Origin of the sequence: Rhizobium sp. K102 (assembly GCF_022385315.1) — a bacterium.
In the GTDB taxonomy this organism is placed as follows: domain Bacteria; phylum Pseudomonadota; class Alphaproteobacteria; order Rhizobiales; family Rhizobiaceae; genus Rhizobium; species Rhizobium croatiense.
Genome location: NZ_CP092436.1, coordinates 852,394 through 868,317 on the forward strand (window position 1 = coordinate 852,394; position 15,924 = coordinate 868,317).

A 15,924-nucleotide genomic window follows, 5' to 3' on the forward strand; every position below is an offset into this window, starting at 1 on the left:
CATCGTCGGGGCGTCATGCCGGGTGGCGAGCCCTACGGCTCGAAGACATTGACCGACCATAATACTCGAAAGGGCTATCGTATCCACTCATGCCGGCACTATGATTAAACGGGCTCAGCGGAGCAAGCTCCACCATCTTGCGTTCACGCCGGAGGTGCGAACTGTTCCGCCGGCAAACACCCGGTCGCGGGTCAGGCGTGAGACCTGCGACCGGGGCAACGCAGCTTCCTAAAGCGCCGCGGCGAAGGCCATCTTTCCGTTGTTCAGGAAACACGTCTTGTCGAACAGCTTCAGGTCAAGCGGGTTCGGCAGCCTGATGTCGGTGATATCGGGCAGCGACTTTTCAGTCGTCTCGAAGGATCGGTCGATCTGCGCGATGAAGACCATCATCAGGCCGCGCTGGCGCGCGAAAGCCTTCAGCGTTCTGACCTGGGCCGAGAGCTCCGGATTTTCCCGCTTCTGGTCGAGCAGCTGGAGATAGTCGATGACGACGAGGGTGCCGCGGCGCGTGGAGGCCAGTTTTTCGGTCATGTAGTCGGCGCTGATGGCGTCGGAGCCGTCGAATTCGAACAGGTGATCGAACTGCGTGCGGTCGATGCCGATAGCACGAAAGCGGTCTTCGACATTCTCTCGCGTATACTCCAGCGAAAAGAATATGCCGGAATGGCCCGCCTTCATCGCCTCGACCGCGAGCTGGAGGCCCATCAGGGTCTTGCCGTGGCCGGGCCGGGCGCCGAGGAGCAGGAGGTCGCCGGGCTGCAAACGCGCAAACAGCTCGCCGGCGGGCGTAGTGTCGGATGCCTTTGCCGCCAGCAGGCTCCAGCGGCCATAGCCTTCGTCCTTGGCTATTCGGTCGAGCGCCTGATGCAGCGGTATGTCCTCGGCGCGCGACGACGCCTTGGCCTTACGCTTGAGGTGATAGATGGGCTGAGTGGTCTTCATGGATAAACCTCCTATTTGCGAGCGTCGTCCGCAATCCCTCCTTATGCCAGTGCTCGAACAGTCGGTTCGGTGTCAGGTAGCCCTGCATGACGTGTGCTTTCCCGATGGAGGGGGGAGGCGTGGGCTGCGCCGGAATCAGATCATAGCGCAGGTCCATTCGGCCGGAAATTGCCTTCGCCGCCTCGGAGCAAAAAATGCGTAACGCCCGCAAGCGGAGGCGGAAGAATTAGGGGAGTCGGTTTCTGCTCGCGTCGATAAGCTGCCGAGATCAATAATAGGCGGATTTGAACGGGGCGATCGCCGCCCCCATGGCCGAGGCGTCGGTTGCGATTTCAGAAATGATCAGCTTCGGGCGGGGGCGAGCGACGCCGTAGCGGGGGCGGTCGAAGATCTCGGTGCGGTCGATCAGCATCTGCGCCAGCGCCGGCGGGATCTGGCCGCCGAAGACGATTCCCTGCGGATCGAAGATCGCCCAGATCGCGTTGATGAGCCGGCTGTAGGCCGGCGTCACCTCGTCCACCCATTCCGCAACACCCGGCCATTTCGCATCGAAATGCTTGCGCATGTAGGTGATCGAAGGAATGTCGAGACCGTTGCGGTTCAGATTTTCGATCAGGTATTGCAGGGCCGGCCGGCGCTTGTTTTCCTCCGCGTCGTACATGCCGGAGAACTCGCCGGCATTGCCGACACCGCTATGCAGCAGTTCGCCATTGCTGACGAGGCCGCCGCCAAAGCCGTAATTGAAGCTGAGATAGGCGAAGTGCCTGATGTAGCGCCCGGCGCCGAACATGGATTCGGCGACCGTGCCCGCCTTGCCGCCATTATGGACCCAGACGGGCTTCTTGAAGAAGTCCGTCAGCAGCGGCCCGAGTTCGATCAGCGACCATTCGTGCAGCGGCAGCGGTGCGTTGAAGCGGGTGCCGCTGACGTGGAAGCCGGCAATGGCAAAGCCGATGCCGAAGAAAGCTTCGTCGGAGAGGTCGTTTTCCCGCTGATGCTCGATCAGCTGCTCGCGCACGAGATCGAGCGATTGCGCCATCGAGCGCTCGCGCAGCGTGATGCTGCTTTCGGCGAGCACTTTGCCCGACAGATCCATCAGGCAGATGCCGATGACATCGGTATTGACCGAGATGCCGCAGGAGTATGCGGCGCGGCCTTCGAGGCGCAGCGTCGGGCTCGGCTGGCCGCGGCCGGCGCCGGGTTTCGGCGAGCCGAAGGAGACGATGCCACGCTCCTCCAGCTGGTCGATGATCCGGTAGACCGATTGCTGGGTGAGGTCGGTGTGGCCAGTGACTTCGGAGCGGGAGAGGCCGGGATTGCGCCAGATCAGCCGCAGGAGATCGCGTTCGTTGGGAGAAACGACCCCACCGCCTTCGCGCAGGAAGTGCGGGGCGATCAGCTGCTCCGGGAAATAGGTCATATCCAACACCTCGGTCGTCGATAATTACCTTATGCGTGTAGTAATCAGGTCCGTCACCAGCGGTACATCCGTGCTTGCAGCCTATAGCAATAGCCTGCTGTCGCGGCAAGCCGACATCCGTCACCAAATTGTTACACACTATGTGTAGTAATCCGCCATCACCAAAGGCGGGCTGTGAGCCGGCCGATCAAACAGGCGAGGGCAAGATGAAGATTTCCATTCTGGCGGCTGCGGCCGCGCTGACGGCGGGCGCATGTTCTGCGCAGGCCGCCAATATCGAATTCTGGTACGGCAATACCGGCGTCGTCGAAAAGGCGATCCAGGATCAGTGCGCCGCTTTCAATGCAGCGCAGTCCGAGCATCACATCACCTGCGTCGGACAGGGCAGCTATGAGGTGTCGATGCAGAAGGCGATCGCCGCCTTCCGCGCCAAGAACCATCCCGTCCTCATCCAGTTCTTCGACGCCGGCACGCTCGACCTGATGCTGTCGGACGCCGTCGTGCCGGTCCAGGAGGAGCTGCCTGACGTCAAGTGGGACAATTACATCACCGGCGCTCGCGCCTATTACGAAACCTCGGGCGGCAAGCTCTTTGCCCAGCCCTATAATGCCTCAACGCTGCTCTTCTACACCAACAAGACCGAGCTTCAGAAAGCCGGCGTCACCGAGACGCCCAAGACCTGGGAAGAGATCATCGAGGCTGCCCGCAAGCTGAAGGCTTCCGGCCATGCCTGCCCCTTCACCACCGATGGCGATACGTGGCGCGTGCTCGAACAATTCTCGGCCCGCCACGGCCTGCCGATCGCTTCCGAGCACAACGGCTATGACGGCCTCGATGCCGAATATGTCTTCAACACCACCTTCGCCGCCAAGCACCTGCAGAACCTTGTCGATTGGCGCAAGGAAGGCCTCGTCAGGCTGGCGAGCGATACCAAGGCCGGCAATTTTACCGCCGCCTTCAATGCCGGCGAATGCGCGATGATGGAGAATTCCTCCGGCTCCTATACGGCCTCCGCCAAAGCGCTCGACGGCAAATACGAACTCACCGTCGGCATGGCGCCGATGTACGAGGGCCATGAGCGCCACAACACGTTTGTCGGCGGGGCTTCGATCTATATCATGAAGGGGCACGGCAAGGCGGAGATCAAAGGCGCGAAGGCCTTCCTCGATTTCGTGCGCGATCCCAAGCAGCAGATGGCCTTCACGTCAGCCACCGGCTACGTGCCCGTCACCAACGACGTGATGGAGGCGATCGCCAAGAGCGGCGAGGGCCAATCGCCGAAATATGCGACCGCCGCCGTCGGCATCGGTTCGATGAACGAGCCGCGTACGCCCGACACGCGCGGCATCCGCCTCGGCTTCTACGTCCAATTCCGACAGATCTTCATGGAGGAGACCCAGAAGGCGTTTGCCGGGGAGAAGACCATGCAGGCAGCACTCGACAGCGCCAAGAAGCGCGGCGACGAACTGCTGCGCCGCTTCGAGCAGACCTACAAGGGCGTGAAGCTGCCCTGACCGGACACTCCTCCGTAAGGGACGCGCGGAGCCGCGCGCGCCCCTTACGGTTCTTTCCATGCAGGGCTCCTCCCATGACGTCGGAATCTTCGCTTTTCAGCCATCGCTGGCTGCCGCTTCTTCTGGTGGCGCCGTTCATGCTGCTGATCGTCTTGTTCTTCTATGCGCCGATCTTCCAAGCCTTTTACTGGTCGTTCTTTCTCGAGCGCCCCTTCGGCGGCGGCTCGATGTTCGTCGGCTGGGACAATTTCGCCCGTGTGCTCTCCGATCCGGAATTCTGGGAGGCCGGCTGGCGCACCATCGTCTTCATGGTCACCGGCTCCTCGCTGGCGGTGCTGATCCCGCTGATCCTGGCGGTCGCGGCCGATCGCAAGATCCGCCTCTCGCTGCCGGCTCGCAACGTGCTCGTCTGGCCGAAGGGCGTGGCGGGCGCCTCGATCGGCGTCGTCTTCGCCTTCCTTTTCAATCCTTTCGTCGGCGTGCTTGCGCCGCTCAACTCCATCTTTCCCGGCATCTGGGCACCTGGCATCGATGGCACGGACGCCTTCATCACGCTGATAGCAGCCCATGTCTGGGGCGGCATTCCGTTCAATTTCGTCATACTGCTCGCCGGGCTGCAATCGATCCCGCGCACCATGCACCAGGCGGCCGCCATGGATGGGGCAGGGCCGTGGCGGCGCATCCTCGACGTTCAGCTGCCGCTGATCGCGCCGCAGCTCTTCCTGACGCTGGTGCTGGAATTCACCGAAAGCGTCACCTCCGCCTTCGCCCTGATCGACACGATCACCAAGGGCGGGCCGGGCGGCTCGACGACGCTGCTCGTCTACAAGATCTATACCGACGGCTTTTCCGGCTACGACCTGTCCGGCGCCTCGACACAGACGGCGATCCTGATGGTCTTCATCGTCCTTCTCACCGCCGCCCAGTTCCTCTTCCTCGGCCGGCGCATCAATTACGAGCGGTGACCCATGATCGAAAACGCGCGTTCCCTCAACATCGCCGCCAGCCTCGTCCTCGTCGTCGGCATCCTCTATATTCTTGGGCCGCTCTACCTGACGCTCGCCACCGCCTCGCAATCCTATGAATATATGCTGCGCAACGGGCTGGCATGGATCCCTGGCGACCAGCTGTTCTCCAACATGGCGCGGGTTTTTTCCAAAACCCACATCCCGATCCAGATGCTGAACAGCCTGGCGGTCGCCCTCGGCGATGCGATCGCCACCTGCGTGCTGTCGTTTCTGTCGGCCTATGCCATCGTCTATTTCCGTGTCCGCTGGGCGGGCGTGGCTTTTGCGCTGATCCTCGCGACCATCATGCTGCCGATCGAAATTCGCGTCATCACCACCTATCAGGTGGCGTCGAACGTGTTTTCGCCGGTGAATGCCTTGCTCGACATGACCGGACTGAACGGGCTGATCGCCGATTATTTCGGCGCGCCCGTCAAGCTCGAGTGGAGCCTGCTGAACACGCATTTCGGCCTCATCGCGCCGCTTGTCGCCCACGGCACCGGCACCTTCCTGTTCCGCCAGTTCTTCCTCACCCTGCCGAGAGATCTGTTCAAGGCGGCGCGCATGGATGGGGCGGGGCCGATCCGTTTCCTGTTCGACATCCTGCTGCCGCTGTCGCGCACCAGCTTCGCCGCGCTCTTCGTGCTGACCTTCCTCAGCGGCTGGACGCAGTATCTCTGGCCGCTCGTCGCCGCCTCGACATCGGACATGCAGACGGCCGTCGTCGGACTGGCGCGGCTCGTTCCCGATGCCGATGGGACGGTGCCCGATTTCCCGATGATCATGGCCGCCACCATCGTCGTCTCAATCATCCCGCTGGCGATGATCGCGCTTCTGCAGCGCTATCTCGTCCAGGGCCTCGTTCTCACGGAGAAATAGCCATGAACGCGATCGACATGGCGATCCGCGCCGCTGCCGCCAACATCAAGCTGACACGCGTCACCAAGGCCTATGACGCCCAGACCGTCGTCATCCCGCCGCTCGACGTCGAGCTCAGGGCCGGCGAATTCACCGTCGTTCTCGGCCCGTCCGGCTGCGGCAAGTCCACGCTCCTGCAGATGATCGCGGGGCTGGAGCGGGTGAGCGCCGGGCAGATCGCGATCGGTGGGCGCCAGGTGCAGGATCTGGAACCGAAGCACCGCGGCTGCGCCATGGTGTTCCAGAACTATGCCCTCTATCCGCATATGAGCGTCTTCGACAACATCGCCTACAGCCTGAAGATCTCGGGCATGGCGAAGGCCGAGCGCATCGAGCGGGTCGGGGCGGTGGCGAAGATGCTCGGGCTTTCCGACTATCTCGCCCGCAAGCCGGCGCAATTGTCGGGCGGCCAGCGCCAGCGCGTGGCGATCGGCCGGGCCATCGTGCGCGAACCTGGCGTGCTGCTCTTCGACGAGCCGCTGTCCAACCTCGATGCGCAGCTGCGCCACGACATGCGCGTCGAACTCGCCGAGCTCCACCGGCGCATCGGCGCCACTACCGTCTTCGTCACCCATGACCAGGTGGAGGCGATGACGCTTGCCGACCGCATCCTGATCCTGAACAAGGGGCGCATCGAGCAGTTCGACACGCCGAAGGCGATCTATCACCATCCAGCCTCGGTCTTCGTGGCGAAATTCATCGGCGCACCGCCGATGAACATCCTGCCGGTCACCGGCGACGGCACGGTGCTGAGGCTCGCCGACGGACAGGTGGCGGCGCAGGCGCCGCTGACCGGCAGCTACCAGCTCGGCATCCGGCCGGAGGATATTCTTCTCGACAGAAAGGTAGATGGCCGCGCCGTCACCGCCGCGCTGCGGTTTCGCGAGGATCTCGGCTCGCACGCGATCCTGGCGGCCGAGCTCGGCGGGTCGGTCGTCCGGATTGCTACACCTTTCGGCGCCGAGGTTCTGGACAGCGGCCAACTCTCTCTCAGTTTCCCTGCCGCCCGCCTGCATCTCTTCGATGCGGAAAGCGGCAGGGCCATACCCGGCGCATTCGCCGCCCATTGAAGGAAGCCCCATGAAATATATCGATCACATTGCCAATCCGTCGCGTCCCTGCGCCATCGTCGCCCATCGCGGCGCCTGGCATCATGCTCCCGAAAACAGCCTTGCAGCGATCGAGGCCGCCATCGCCGGCGGCTATGACATCGTCGAGGTGGATATCCGCCAGAGCGCCGACGGCATGCTGTTCATCCTGCATGACGATACGCTGGAGCGCATGGCCGGCATCGACCGCATTCCCGAGGAGATGACGATCGCCGAAATCACCCGCCTCAGGCTGCGCATGGCCGATGGCGGGCCGGATCAGGCGTTCACGACCGAGACCATTCCGACGCTCGAACAGGTGCTCGAAACCGCGCGCGGCCGGATCTTCGTCGATCTCGACCTCAAGGACCGCGAGATGTTCGGCATCGTCGCCGCCAAGGTCAAGGAAATGGGCATGGAAGACCAGGTCGATCTCAAGGCGGCCGCCGGCACGCCGGAGGCGCTCGCCTGGCTGTCCGCGCAAGGCGGCATCGACGGCATTCCCTTCATGGGCCAAGCCTTCTTCCGCGAGGGAAGCGCCGATCAGACGGCCGAGGCGATCCTTTCGATCAGGCCATTCATGTGCGAGGCCAAGTTCGACCGGTTGGAGACGCTGGCCGGGCAGCACCCGCGCCTGCGCGAGGCCGGCATTTCGCTCTGGGTCAACTCGCTCGATCCGGTCTCCTGCTGCGGCCTGACCGACAGCGCCGCTCTTGCCGATCCCGATGCGATCTGGGGCCGGATGATGGCATCCGGCATCAGCGTCATCCAGACCGACCAGCCGGCGGCGTTGAAGGCCTATATCGAGGCGCGCCAGAAGTGAGGGAGATTTCCGATGCGCTGCTCTCCGCGCTGATGGAGGATATGCGTGCGGCGGCGGGGGCGGAAATCCTGCCCCGCTTCCTCGGCGTCGCCGCCGAGGGCATCCGCACCAAGACTGCGCCCGACGATCTGGTGACCGATGCCGATCTCGGCGCCGAGCGGCGGCTTGGCGAGGCGTTTTCGGAGCGGTTTCGAGAAGCGCTGCTCGTCGGCGAGGAGGCGGTCTCGGCTGATCCCGCGCTGTTGGCGCGGCTTGCCGATGCCGATCTCGCCGTCCTCATCGATCCTGTCGACGGTACCTGGAACTTCGCCCACGGGGTGCCGCTCTTCGGCATGATCGTGGCGATCGTCTCTGGCGGAGAGACCGTGGCCGGGCTGATCCATTACCCCGTCACCGGCGATTTCCTCGCTGCGCGGAAGGGCCTGGGCGCATGGCACATCGCCCGCGACGGCGCGCGGACCCGCCTTGCCGTCGCGCCGCCGTCGCCCGTCGGGGAAATGCACGGCTTCGTGCCGCTGCACATGTTTCCCGCCGTAGACCAGCCGGCCTACGCCCGCCACCTGCTGCGCTTTGCCCGAACCACGACCTGGCGCTGCTCCGCCTATGAGTACCGGGCGGTGGCGACAGGGGCGATGAGCTTTTCCCTCAACGCCGAACTCAAACCCTGGGACCACGCCGCCGGCGTCCTGATCCACCGCGAAGCCGGTGGCTGCGGCGCGCTGCTGACCGGCGAAGCTTACCGGCCGGCGATGACGAAGGGCAGGTTGTTGCTGGCGCCGGATGCGGAGAGCTGGGAGGCGATCGCGCAGAGCCTTATGGAAGGGTGATTGTTTGCACCGAGGAGCACCCCTCTGCCCGGCAGGCAGAGGGGGTGCTCCTCGGCACGCAAACCGGCTTAGCGGAGGACCGTATGGAGTGAAGCTGATCCATTATCTCCGGCTCACGCGCTGCCAACCTGCGACAAGCCGCAGCCAGGGCGCCAGGTGAAAGCCGCTCATCAGCAGATACATCGGCACCATTCCGCCGATCGGAAAGAACTCGGGCGCGGTCGTGCAGATCATGTCGGTACTGCCGGTCGCGGCCGTCAGCAATGCCATGATTGCGAAGGTCGGTGCGGCGGCGAGCGATAGCCATTCGGCGGCGGGCAAGCTCCGGGCGGATTCGCCCGGTCTGCCGGCCGCTCCGTCGGCGGCGGCCGATACAGACAGCCATTCGGCTGTGTTGATGGCGGCTCCGCCGCCTAGCGCAGCGTGTTCGCCGCCGCTTTTCGAGCTGTGGCCAGAGAGCAGCATCACCGTCACTCCTTGCCGTAGCGGTCGTGGTGGCGCCACCAGATGCCGGTTTCGTTGCGACCCTTCGGGGCGCGGTCGAGCCATTGGTACACGCCCCAGAGGCCATCCAATCCGCGCGCAAAGCTGGAGTAGCTGTGGTAGACGGCGCCGTCGATGAGCTCGAAGGCGCTGACGCCCGGCCGGTCGCGGACATAGGTGGGCACATCGGTACCGGTCATGGCGGCGATTTGGGTGATCGGCTCGTCGTTGCCGCCTTGCTGCCATTCCTCAATGTTCCGGCTGGGCATCGGGTCGGGGGCGGGCGGCTCGCGGCGGTAATTATATTCCACGCCGCCCAGCCGCTGCTGCTCGTCGCTGAACCAGACGCCGAAATCGCTGTTGAAATCGCTGCCGCCGGAAGAGGCCCAGGGGAAGCGCCAGTCCATGCGCTGCCGGAACGCCAGGAGCTTTGCAAGCGGCGCGCGCGAAACGGCCCAGAAGGCGACGTCGTGATTTTCGAGATGGACGAAGGAGCCGCTGAAGCCGTCGGCGATCGAGGAGCAGGAGGGGCAGCCGGCGCTGTAATCCGGTCCGAACATAAAGTGGTAGACGAGAAGTTGCGAGCGCCCGCCGAAGAGATCCTTCAGCGAGGCATCGCCGCTTTCGGTGTCGAAGCGATATTCCTTGTCGATCCTGACGCGGGGCAATTGCTGGCGCTTCAGGGCCAGCGCGTCGCTTTGGCGGGTCAGTTCCTTCTCCTGCTCGAGCAGATCGAGCCTTGCTGCCAGCCACTGCTCGCGTGTTGCATTCAGCTGTGCCGTCATGGGTCTTCTCCTTTGCCTGTCTGTCGTCGTACCATCCGGCGCGGATTGTCTGCCGGCGCCGAGCAGATTACGGCCGGAGAGGGGAATGGCGGGAGTGACAAGTGTGACGGGATTTGCATGGACTCGCTGATCACGGCCGCGGCGCTGGCGCTGGCATCGGGCGATGCACTCGGCGCACTGAAGCGGGTGGCGCTGCGCGACGACGCGCCGGCGCTGGCATTGCGCGGCATCGCCATGGCGCAGCTCGGCGATCTCGTCCGCGCCAAGGCGCTCTTGAAGAATGCGGCGCGTGCCTTCGGTCCGCGGGAGGCTGTGGCGCGGGCGCGCTGCGTGGTCGCCGAGGCCGAGATCGCGCTTGTCTCGCGCGATCTCACCTGGCCGGTCAAGGCGCTGGAAGCGGCGCGCAAGGTGCTGGAGGCGCATGGCGACAGGGTCAACGCCGCCCATGCGGGCAATGTCGCCATCCGCAGGCTGGTGCTGATCGGCCGCCTCGACGAGGCCGAACGCGCGCTCGCAGCGCTCGATCCGACGCCGCTGCCGCCGGCTTTGCGGGCCGCCCACGAGCTGGTGGCATCAGGCATCGCCGTCCGGCGTCTGCGAACCGAGGCGGCACGATCTGCCTTCGACCGGGCGAGGCTTGCCGCGCGCACGGCCGATATCCCCGTTTTGACGCGGGAGGTCGAAGCCGCCGCGCTGGTGCTCGCCACCCCGGCGGCACGGCTGGTGTCGCGCGGGCACGAGCGTCCGCTGCGGCTTGCGGAGGTGGAAGCCCTGCTTTCCTCCCGCACGCTCGTCGTCGATGCCTGCCGTCATGTGGTGTGGAGCGCGGGCAATGCCGTTTCGCTGGCGACGCGGCCGGTGCTGTTTGCGCTCGCTCGTACGCTCGCCGAAGCCTGGCCGGCGGATGTGGCAAGGGGTACGCTCATCGCGCGTGCCTTTCGCGGCAAACATGCCGATGAATCACATCGCGCCCGGCTGCGCGTCGAGATTGGCCGGCTGCGCGCAGCACTTGCCGGACTGGCGGAGGTCTCGGCGACGAAGCGCGGTTTTGCGCTTTCGCCACGCGCCGCCGGCGATATCGCCGTGCTGGCGCCGCTGGTCGAAGGTCAGCATGGGGCCGTGCTCGCCTTCCTCGCCGATGGCGAGGCGTGGTCGAGCTCGGCCCTGGCAATCGCGCTTGCGGCCAGCCCCCGCACCGTGCAGCGTGCGCTGGATGCCCTTGCCGGCGAAGGCAAGGTGCAATCGCTCGGGCGCGGTCGTGCACGGCGCTGGATGAGCCCGCCACTGCCGGGTTTCCCGACGATCTTGTTACTCCCCGGACCGCTGCCGAGCGATTCAGGATGAGCCGAACTGGAGGGAAGGAAGCGATGAAAAAATCAGCTGCGAATATCCTGCGTGAATATGGGCCGTTTCCCGGCGCCGAGCGCGTCAATGGCGTCACTTTCGACGGCAGGCATGTCTGGTTCGCCTCTGGCGACAGGCTGAACGCGCTCGATCCGGAAAGCGGCGAGGTGGTGCGCTCGATAGAGGTCGCCTCTCATGCCGGGACGGCTTTCGACGGCGAATTCCTCTATCAGATCGCCGAGGACGTCATTCACAAGATCGATCCGAAGACCGGCCGCATCCTGTCCACCATCCCTGCGCCCGGCAATGGCGGCAACTCCGGCCTCGCCTGGTCGGAAGGCACACTCTGGGTCGGCCAGCACCGCGGTCGCAAGATTCACCAGATCGATCCCGAGACCGGCAAGATCCTGCGCACCATCGAGTCGAACCGTGTCGTCACGGGCGTCACCTGGATCGACGGCCAGCTCTGGCATGGCACCTGGGAGGGCGACGACAGCGACGTCAGGCGCATCGATCCGGAAACGGGAGAGGTGCTGGAGCGGCTTGATATGCCTGAAGGGATCGGCGTCTCCGGCCTCGAATCCGACGGCGCCGACCGCTTCTTCTGCGGTGGCGGCGGCAGTGGCAAGATCCGCGCCGTGCGCCGGCCGGGGTGACCGCGATGCGCCACGCGGTGAGGTCCGGTCCCCGCAACGCGAATCTCGATCGAGCGGGTGATTGATTTCGTCACCTGACGATCTACTTTCGCGGCAGTGGCGGGGCTTCGGTGCCGGTCGAGGGCTCCACGCAAGCCGATCCAACCGCGAGGAGAGACTTTGAAATACCTGCGCACGACGCTCGGGCCCAAGAGCAAATCCGAGCTTGGGATGATCCTCCCGCACGAGCACGTTTTCGTCGATCTCAGGACGCCGGACCAGCCCGGTTATGCCGAAGCGGAGACCGAAGACGTCGTTCGGCTGATGGCGCCTGAAATCGAGCGGATCAAGAAGCTCGGGGTGACGGCACTCGTCGAATGCTCAACGGGCGGCGTCGGACGGCGTGCGGACATGGATCTTGCCGTGTCACTTGCAACGAATTTTCCGATCGTCGTTCCCACGGGCAATTACCGTGAACCCTGGATACCCGAATGGGTCCGCCATGCTTCCGAAAAGGCACTGGAGGCGTGGATGCTTCGCGAACTGACGGAGCAGATCGACGAGACCGGGTTTCAGGCCGGCTGGATCAAGCTCAGCGCCGGCGATGACGGCATGACGCCGCTCGAGACGAAAATCCTGCGGGCAGCGGCGCGCGCCGCGGCGCAGACAGACGCGGTCATCGGCAGCCATACGATCAGGGGGCGGGTCGTCATGGATCAGCTCGACGTCATCGAGGGGGAGGGCTATCGGGCCGACAGATTTATCTCGATTCATACGCAGGAAGAAAAGGACTTCGGCTATAACGTCGCCGTCGCCGAGCGCGGTGCCTGGATCGAGTATGACCATGTCGGCCGGGCTGAAGATAACGAGGTGGCGGAGCTGGTGATCAGGGCGCTGGAGGCCGGTTGCGGCGACCGCCTGTTGTTGAGCCATGACCGCGGCTGGTTCGATCCGGCGCTGCCGATGGGCGGGACCCCGAAACCGTACACCCATCTTTCCACGGTCTTGCTGCCCGAGCTAAGACGGCGAGGCATAGACGATGGGACCCTGACGCGCCTGACCCACGAGAATCCGTTCGAGGCTTTCGCCCGATAGGGAGTGCCTGGCCGACGGAGGTCTGCACAATCGTGTCGCGATAGTTGGAATTGCTCAAAAGAGCTTGTTCAAAAAATGACGGCGATACCAGGATCTATGCCGAGCCGCGTTCGTCGAACAAAAGCGCCATGCTGATCGCGTCGATGAACCGGCCGTCGATGCGTGCCGCACGCCGGACGATGCCTTCGCGGGCAAATCCCACCTTTTCGTAGAGGGCGATAGCACGGCCGTTGTCTTCGTAAACATCGAGTTCCACCCGCGCAAAATCGGCGTCCTGCGCCGCTCTCAATGTCGTCTCGATGAGCCTTCGTCCGAGACCCTGGCCGCGATAGGCGCGCAGGATTCCCATTCCGAGGCGTCCGCGGTGGGCGTTCGAGGGGAAGAAATGCCGGCTGATGTCGCACCAGCCGACGACCTCTTCACCAGTGACGGCAACGAATTGCGGATTGCCTTTTGCAATCATGCCCATCACGAACTCGCGCGTCTGCGGCAGGGGTGTTGCTTCCAGCATGGACAGGTATTTTTTCTCCCGCGCGACGAGATCGAGGGCGCGATGAAAGCTCTTGATGTGCGCGGCAGCGATCGGTTCGATCCCGATGCCTGACATATCGGGCGATGTTGCGGCGTCCATAAGCTCTCCTTCGAAGATCGCGAGATGCCGTAATCGCCATGTCGCCGACCCGCACGGGAGCGCATAATTCACCGTCCGTCAACCTTTGCGTGTCAATTTTGAGCCGGCAGGCGCCATCAAAAGGTTGCGGGTATTTGAAGGTCAGGCTCACATCCCACATCACGCTCGTCCTGGTGACGCTCACCTGCGCGGCGGCCGTTTTGCTGTGCGGATTTGCGTGGCTCGCCGCGGTGAAGGTCGATGATCTCTATTTGCGCCGGCAGGCCGACTTCGTCAAACAAGGATTGGAAGAGCAGATCAATGCGCTTCCCCGGGAACAGGAAAGCGTCACCAAATGGGACGACGCCTTCCTTTATGCCAAGCAGCGGAACCATGAATGGCTGCTTGACAATGTCGGCCGCTGGACGAGCCAATATTTCGGGCACGACAGAACCTACGTCTTCGACGATACCAATCGCCTGATGTTTGCCTTCCGCGACGGAACGGACACCATGCCGCCGCGCCTCGGCAGCGACGACGGCCAGGAGATCACGGCGCTGGCGGGCGAGATGCGGGCTGCTCTCCTCGAGAGCAAAAAGCCCGGCGCCGAACCGCTTGGTCAGCTCGCCAGGGTCCGCACGATCATGATCGCCAACCGGCCGGCGATAATAAGCGCGCGCCCCATTCTGCCGAGTTCGACAAGGATGCAAATCGAGGCCGGCCAGGAGTTCATCGCCGTCTCGGTCAAGTTCCTCGACGGAAAGGCGGTCGAAAGTATCGCCCATTATGCGCGGCTCGAAGGATTGCATTTTACCGCATCGAAGAGTGATGCACGGGCGCAGGTGCCTGTATCGTCGCATGACGGCGGCACGATCGGCTATCTCGTCTGGCAGCCGATCCGGCCGGGTTTCATGCTGCTTCAGCAGATCGCGCCGGCGGGGCTCGGCTGCCTGGCCCTGCTGATCGCCGCGGTGTTCTGGCTCGGACGAGGACTGCATCGCACCTCGCTGACCCTGCTGGACAGTCAGGCTGAGCTGACCCACCATCGCAACCACCTGGAAGAGATGGTGGCGGATCGAACCGCAGAAATCGAAAGACAGAGGGAAGAGCTGGACCGCCTGCTGGTGCACGAGCGCCAGGTGAATGCGCTCCAGCGTCAGTTCGTCGCCATGGCCTCGCACGAATTTCGAACGCCGCTTGCGATCATCGACGCCGCCGCCCAGCGGCTCTGCCGGTCGACGACCAATGTCAGCGGCGAGTACGTTCACGAAAAAGCCGGAGTGATCCGAAGCGCGGTGGTGCGCATGGTCGATCTGATGGAGAGCATCCTTGCCACCGGCCGGCTCGAAACCGGACAGATCATATTGAAGCGGAGCGAAGGCGATCTGAAAGCCCTGCTCGTCGCTTGCTGCGACAGACAGCGCGAGCTCAGCCGCTCGCATGTCTTCCATCTCGATCTCGAGCCGATACCTGATCTATTGACCTTCGATCGAAGCGCGATGGAACAGGTCTTCACCAACCTGATTTCCAATGCCGTCAAATATTCGCCCAATGCGCCTGACATTCATGTTCGCGCCCGGGTTGATGAAAAGACGGTGGAAATCGCCATCGCCGATAGCGGCATCGGCATGGATGCGGATGACCTGCCGAAACTGTTTCAACCCTATTACCGGGCCCGCAGCGCCACGGGCATTGCCGGAACCGGCATCGGCCTGAATGTCGTCAAGCAGGTTGTCGAGCTGCATGGCGGCAGCGTCGAGGTGACGAGCGAGCTTGGCAAGGGCACAACATTTACCATTTCTCTGCCAATAGAGTCTCTATTGTCGGATCAACAAGTCGCAGCTTAAGGAAGAGCTCATGGTTACAGTCCTGTGCATAGAAGACGAAGTCGAGATCCGGAATCTCCTCGTCGAAGAGTTGAGCGAAGCCGGCTACAAGACGCTCGAGGCCTCGAACGGCGCCGAAGGCCTGGAAATGATCCTGTCGAAATGGCCCGACATCGTCATCAGTGATATCTCCATGCCTGTCATGGACGGGCACCAGCTTCTGGCGGAAATCCAGATCAACCACCCCGAGCTCTCCAACATCCCCTTCATCCTGCTGACGGCGCTGACCGACCGGGAAAACACGCTTGCGGGCCTGCGGGCCGGGGCGGCGGACTACCTGACGAAGCCGCTCGATTTCGACCTGCTGCTCGCCAAGCTCGAAGGCTGCGTGACGCGGCTGGAGAACGACAAGGCGGTCAATCGGTCGTTTTGAGGTGTGGCGTTGAACGAGATGAGGATGAAGGCCGTGCCGTGCGGCCCCCTGACCTGGCATCGATTAGCCTAACCTTTCCTCCGTCATTCCTGTGACAAGCATAGGAATGACGGAGGAAAGGTTGGTGCGAGGTGACCACGAACGCCGCAAGATGCTGTCTGTAGCCTCTCGGCC

16 protein-coding genes are annotated in these 15,924 nt (G+C 63.6%); 11 read left to right on the forward strand and 5 right to left on the reverse strand.

Annotation, left to right across the window (positions count from 1 at the left end; all coding sequences use genetic code 11):
- Window positions 1–228: 228 nt before the first annotated feature.
- A complete protein-coding gene (locus MHI61_RS10040; protein WP_239791880.1) occupies window positions 229–942 on the reverse strand; it encodes a DNA helicase in 714 nt (237 codons plus the stop codon).
- A 268-nt stretch (window positions 943–1,210) separates the two neighbouring features.
- Window positions 1,211–2,362 carry an ROK family transcriptional regulator gene (locus MHI61_RS10045; RefSeq protein ID WP_239791881.1) on the reverse strand — a complete coding sequence of 384 codons (1,152 nt, stop codon included), beginning with the start codon at window positions 2,360–2,362 and terminating at the stop codon, window positions 1,211–1,213.
- A 206-nt stretch (window positions 2,363–2,568) separates the two neighbouring features.
- Here MHI61_RS10045 and MHI61_RS10050 point away from each other — a divergent pair, with 206 nt between their 5' ends.
- The 6 genes from MHI61_RS10050 to MHI61_RS10075 all read left to right on the forward strand — a co-directional run bounded on the left by MHI61_RS10050 (window position 2,569) and on the right by MHI61_RS10075 (window position 8,539).
- On the forward strand, window positions 2,569–3,876 hold the full coding sequence (locus MHI61_RS10050; protein ID WP_239791882.1) for an extracellular solute-binding protein: 1,308 nt from the start codon (window positions 2,569–2,571) through the stop codon (window positions 3,874–3,876).
- A 74-nt stretch (window positions 3,877–3,950) separates the two neighbouring features.
- Window positions 3,951–4,841, forward strand: a complete 891-nt coding sequence (locus tag MHI61_RS10055) for a sugar ABC transporter permease (protein ID WP_010031725.1) — start codon at window positions 3,951–3,953, stop codon at window positions 4,839–4,841.
- A gap of 3 nt (window positions 4,842–4,844) precedes the next feature.
- Window positions 4,845–5,762 carry an ABC transporter permease subunit gene (locus MHI61_RS10060; RefSeq protein WP_097608408.1) on the forward strand — a complete coding sequence of 306 codons (918 nt, stop codon included), beginning with the start codon at window positions 4,845–4,847 and terminating at the stop codon, window positions 5,760–5,762.
- A 2-nt stretch (window positions 5,763–5,764) separates the two neighbouring features.
- Complete coding sequence (ugpC, locus tag MHI61_RS10065) at window positions 5,765–6,871, forward strand: sn-glycerol-3-phosphate ABC transporter ATP-binding protein UgpC (RefSeq protein WP_239791883.1); 1,107 nt, start codon at window positions 5,765–5,767, stop codon at window positions 6,869–6,871.
- 10 nt (window positions 6,872–6,881) lie between these two features.
- A complete protein-coding gene (locus MHI61_RS10070) occupies window positions 6,882–7,712 on the forward strand; it encodes a glycerophosphodiester phosphodiesterase family protein (protein ID WP_239791884.1) in 831 nt (276 codons plus the stop codon).
- Entirely contained in the window at window positions 7,709–8,539 is an 831-nt protein-coding gene (locus tag MHI61_RS10075) for an inositol monophosphatase (RefSeq protein WP_239791885.1), read from the forward strand. Before MHI61_RS10070 ends, MHI61_RS10075 begins: the two co-directional genes overlap by 4 nt.
- A 102-nt stretch (window positions 8,540–8,641) precedes the next feature.
- Here MHI61_RS10075 and MHI61_RS10080 read toward each other — a convergent pair whose 3' ends face one another.
- Both MHI61_RS10080 and MHI61_RS10085 read right to left on the reverse strand, forming a co-directional pair.
- On the reverse strand, window positions 8,642–9,004 hold the full coding sequence (locus MHI61_RS10080) for a hypothetical protein (RefSeq protein WP_239792821.1): 363 nt from the start codon (window positions 9,002–9,004) through the stop codon (window positions 8,642–8,644).
- Between the two features lie 5 nt (window positions 9,005–9,009).
- Window positions 9,010–9,807: a thioredoxin family protein gene (locus MHI61_RS10085; protein ID WP_239791886.1), complete on the reverse strand. Its 798-nt coding sequence runs from the start codon at window positions 9,805–9,807 to the stop codon at window positions 9,010–9,012.
- A gap of 117 nt (window positions 9,808–9,924) precedes the next feature.
- Between MHI61_RS10085 and MHI61_RS10090 the strand changes: the two genes are divergently transcribed.
- The 3 genes from MHI61_RS10090 (at window position 9,925) to MHI61_RS10100 (ending at window position 12,881) form a co-directional block, all read left to right on the forward strand.
- Entirely contained in the window at window positions 9,925–11,151 is a 1,227-nt protein-coding gene (locus MHI61_RS10090) for a helix-turn-helix domain-containing protein (RefSeq protein WP_239791887.1), read from the forward strand.
- A gap of 23 nt (window positions 11,152–11,174) precedes the next feature.
- Window positions 11,175–11,807: a PQQ-binding-like beta-propeller repeat protein gene (locus tag MHI61_RS10095; protein ID WP_239791888.1), complete on the forward strand. Its 633-nt coding sequence runs from the start codon at window positions 11,175–11,177 to the stop codon at window positions 11,805–11,807.
- Between the two features lie 159 nt (window positions 11,808–11,966).
- Window positions 11,967–12,881, forward strand: coding sequence for an esterase (locus MHI61_RS10100; protein WP_097578945.1), 915 nt, complete (start codon window positions 11,967–11,969; stop codon window positions 12,879–12,881).
- A 94-nt stretch (window positions 12,882–12,975) separates the two neighbouring features.
- On the opposite strand, the gene MHI61_RS10105 is transcribed toward MHI61_RS10100, so the two are convergent.
- Window positions 12,976–13,512, reverse strand: a complete 537-nt coding sequence (locus tag MHI61_RS10105) for a GNAT family N-acetyltransferase (protein ID WP_239791889.1) — start codon at window positions 13,510–13,512, stop codon at window positions 12,976–12,978.
- A 134-nt stretch (window positions 13,513–13,646) separates the two neighbouring features.
- Between MHI61_RS10105 and MHI61_RS10110 the strand changes: the two genes are divergently transcribed.
- Together MHI61_RS10110 and MHI61_RS10115 are read left to right on the forward strand one after the other, a co-directional pair.
- On the forward strand, window positions 13,647–15,338 hold the full coding sequence (locus tag MHI61_RS10110) for an ATP-binding protein (RefSeq protein WP_239791890.1): 1,692 nt from the start codon (window positions 13,647–13,649) through the stop codon (window positions 15,336–15,338).
- 10 nt (window positions 15,339–15,348) lie between these two features.
- The gene (locus MHI61_RS10115; protein ID WP_064682565.1) at window positions 15,349–15,750 is read left to right on the forward strand and encodes a response regulator; all 402 of its coding nucleotides are present in this window, start codon (window positions 15,349–15,351) and stop codon (window positions 15,748–15,750) included.
- Window positions 15,751–15,924 lie beyond the last annotated feature (174 nt).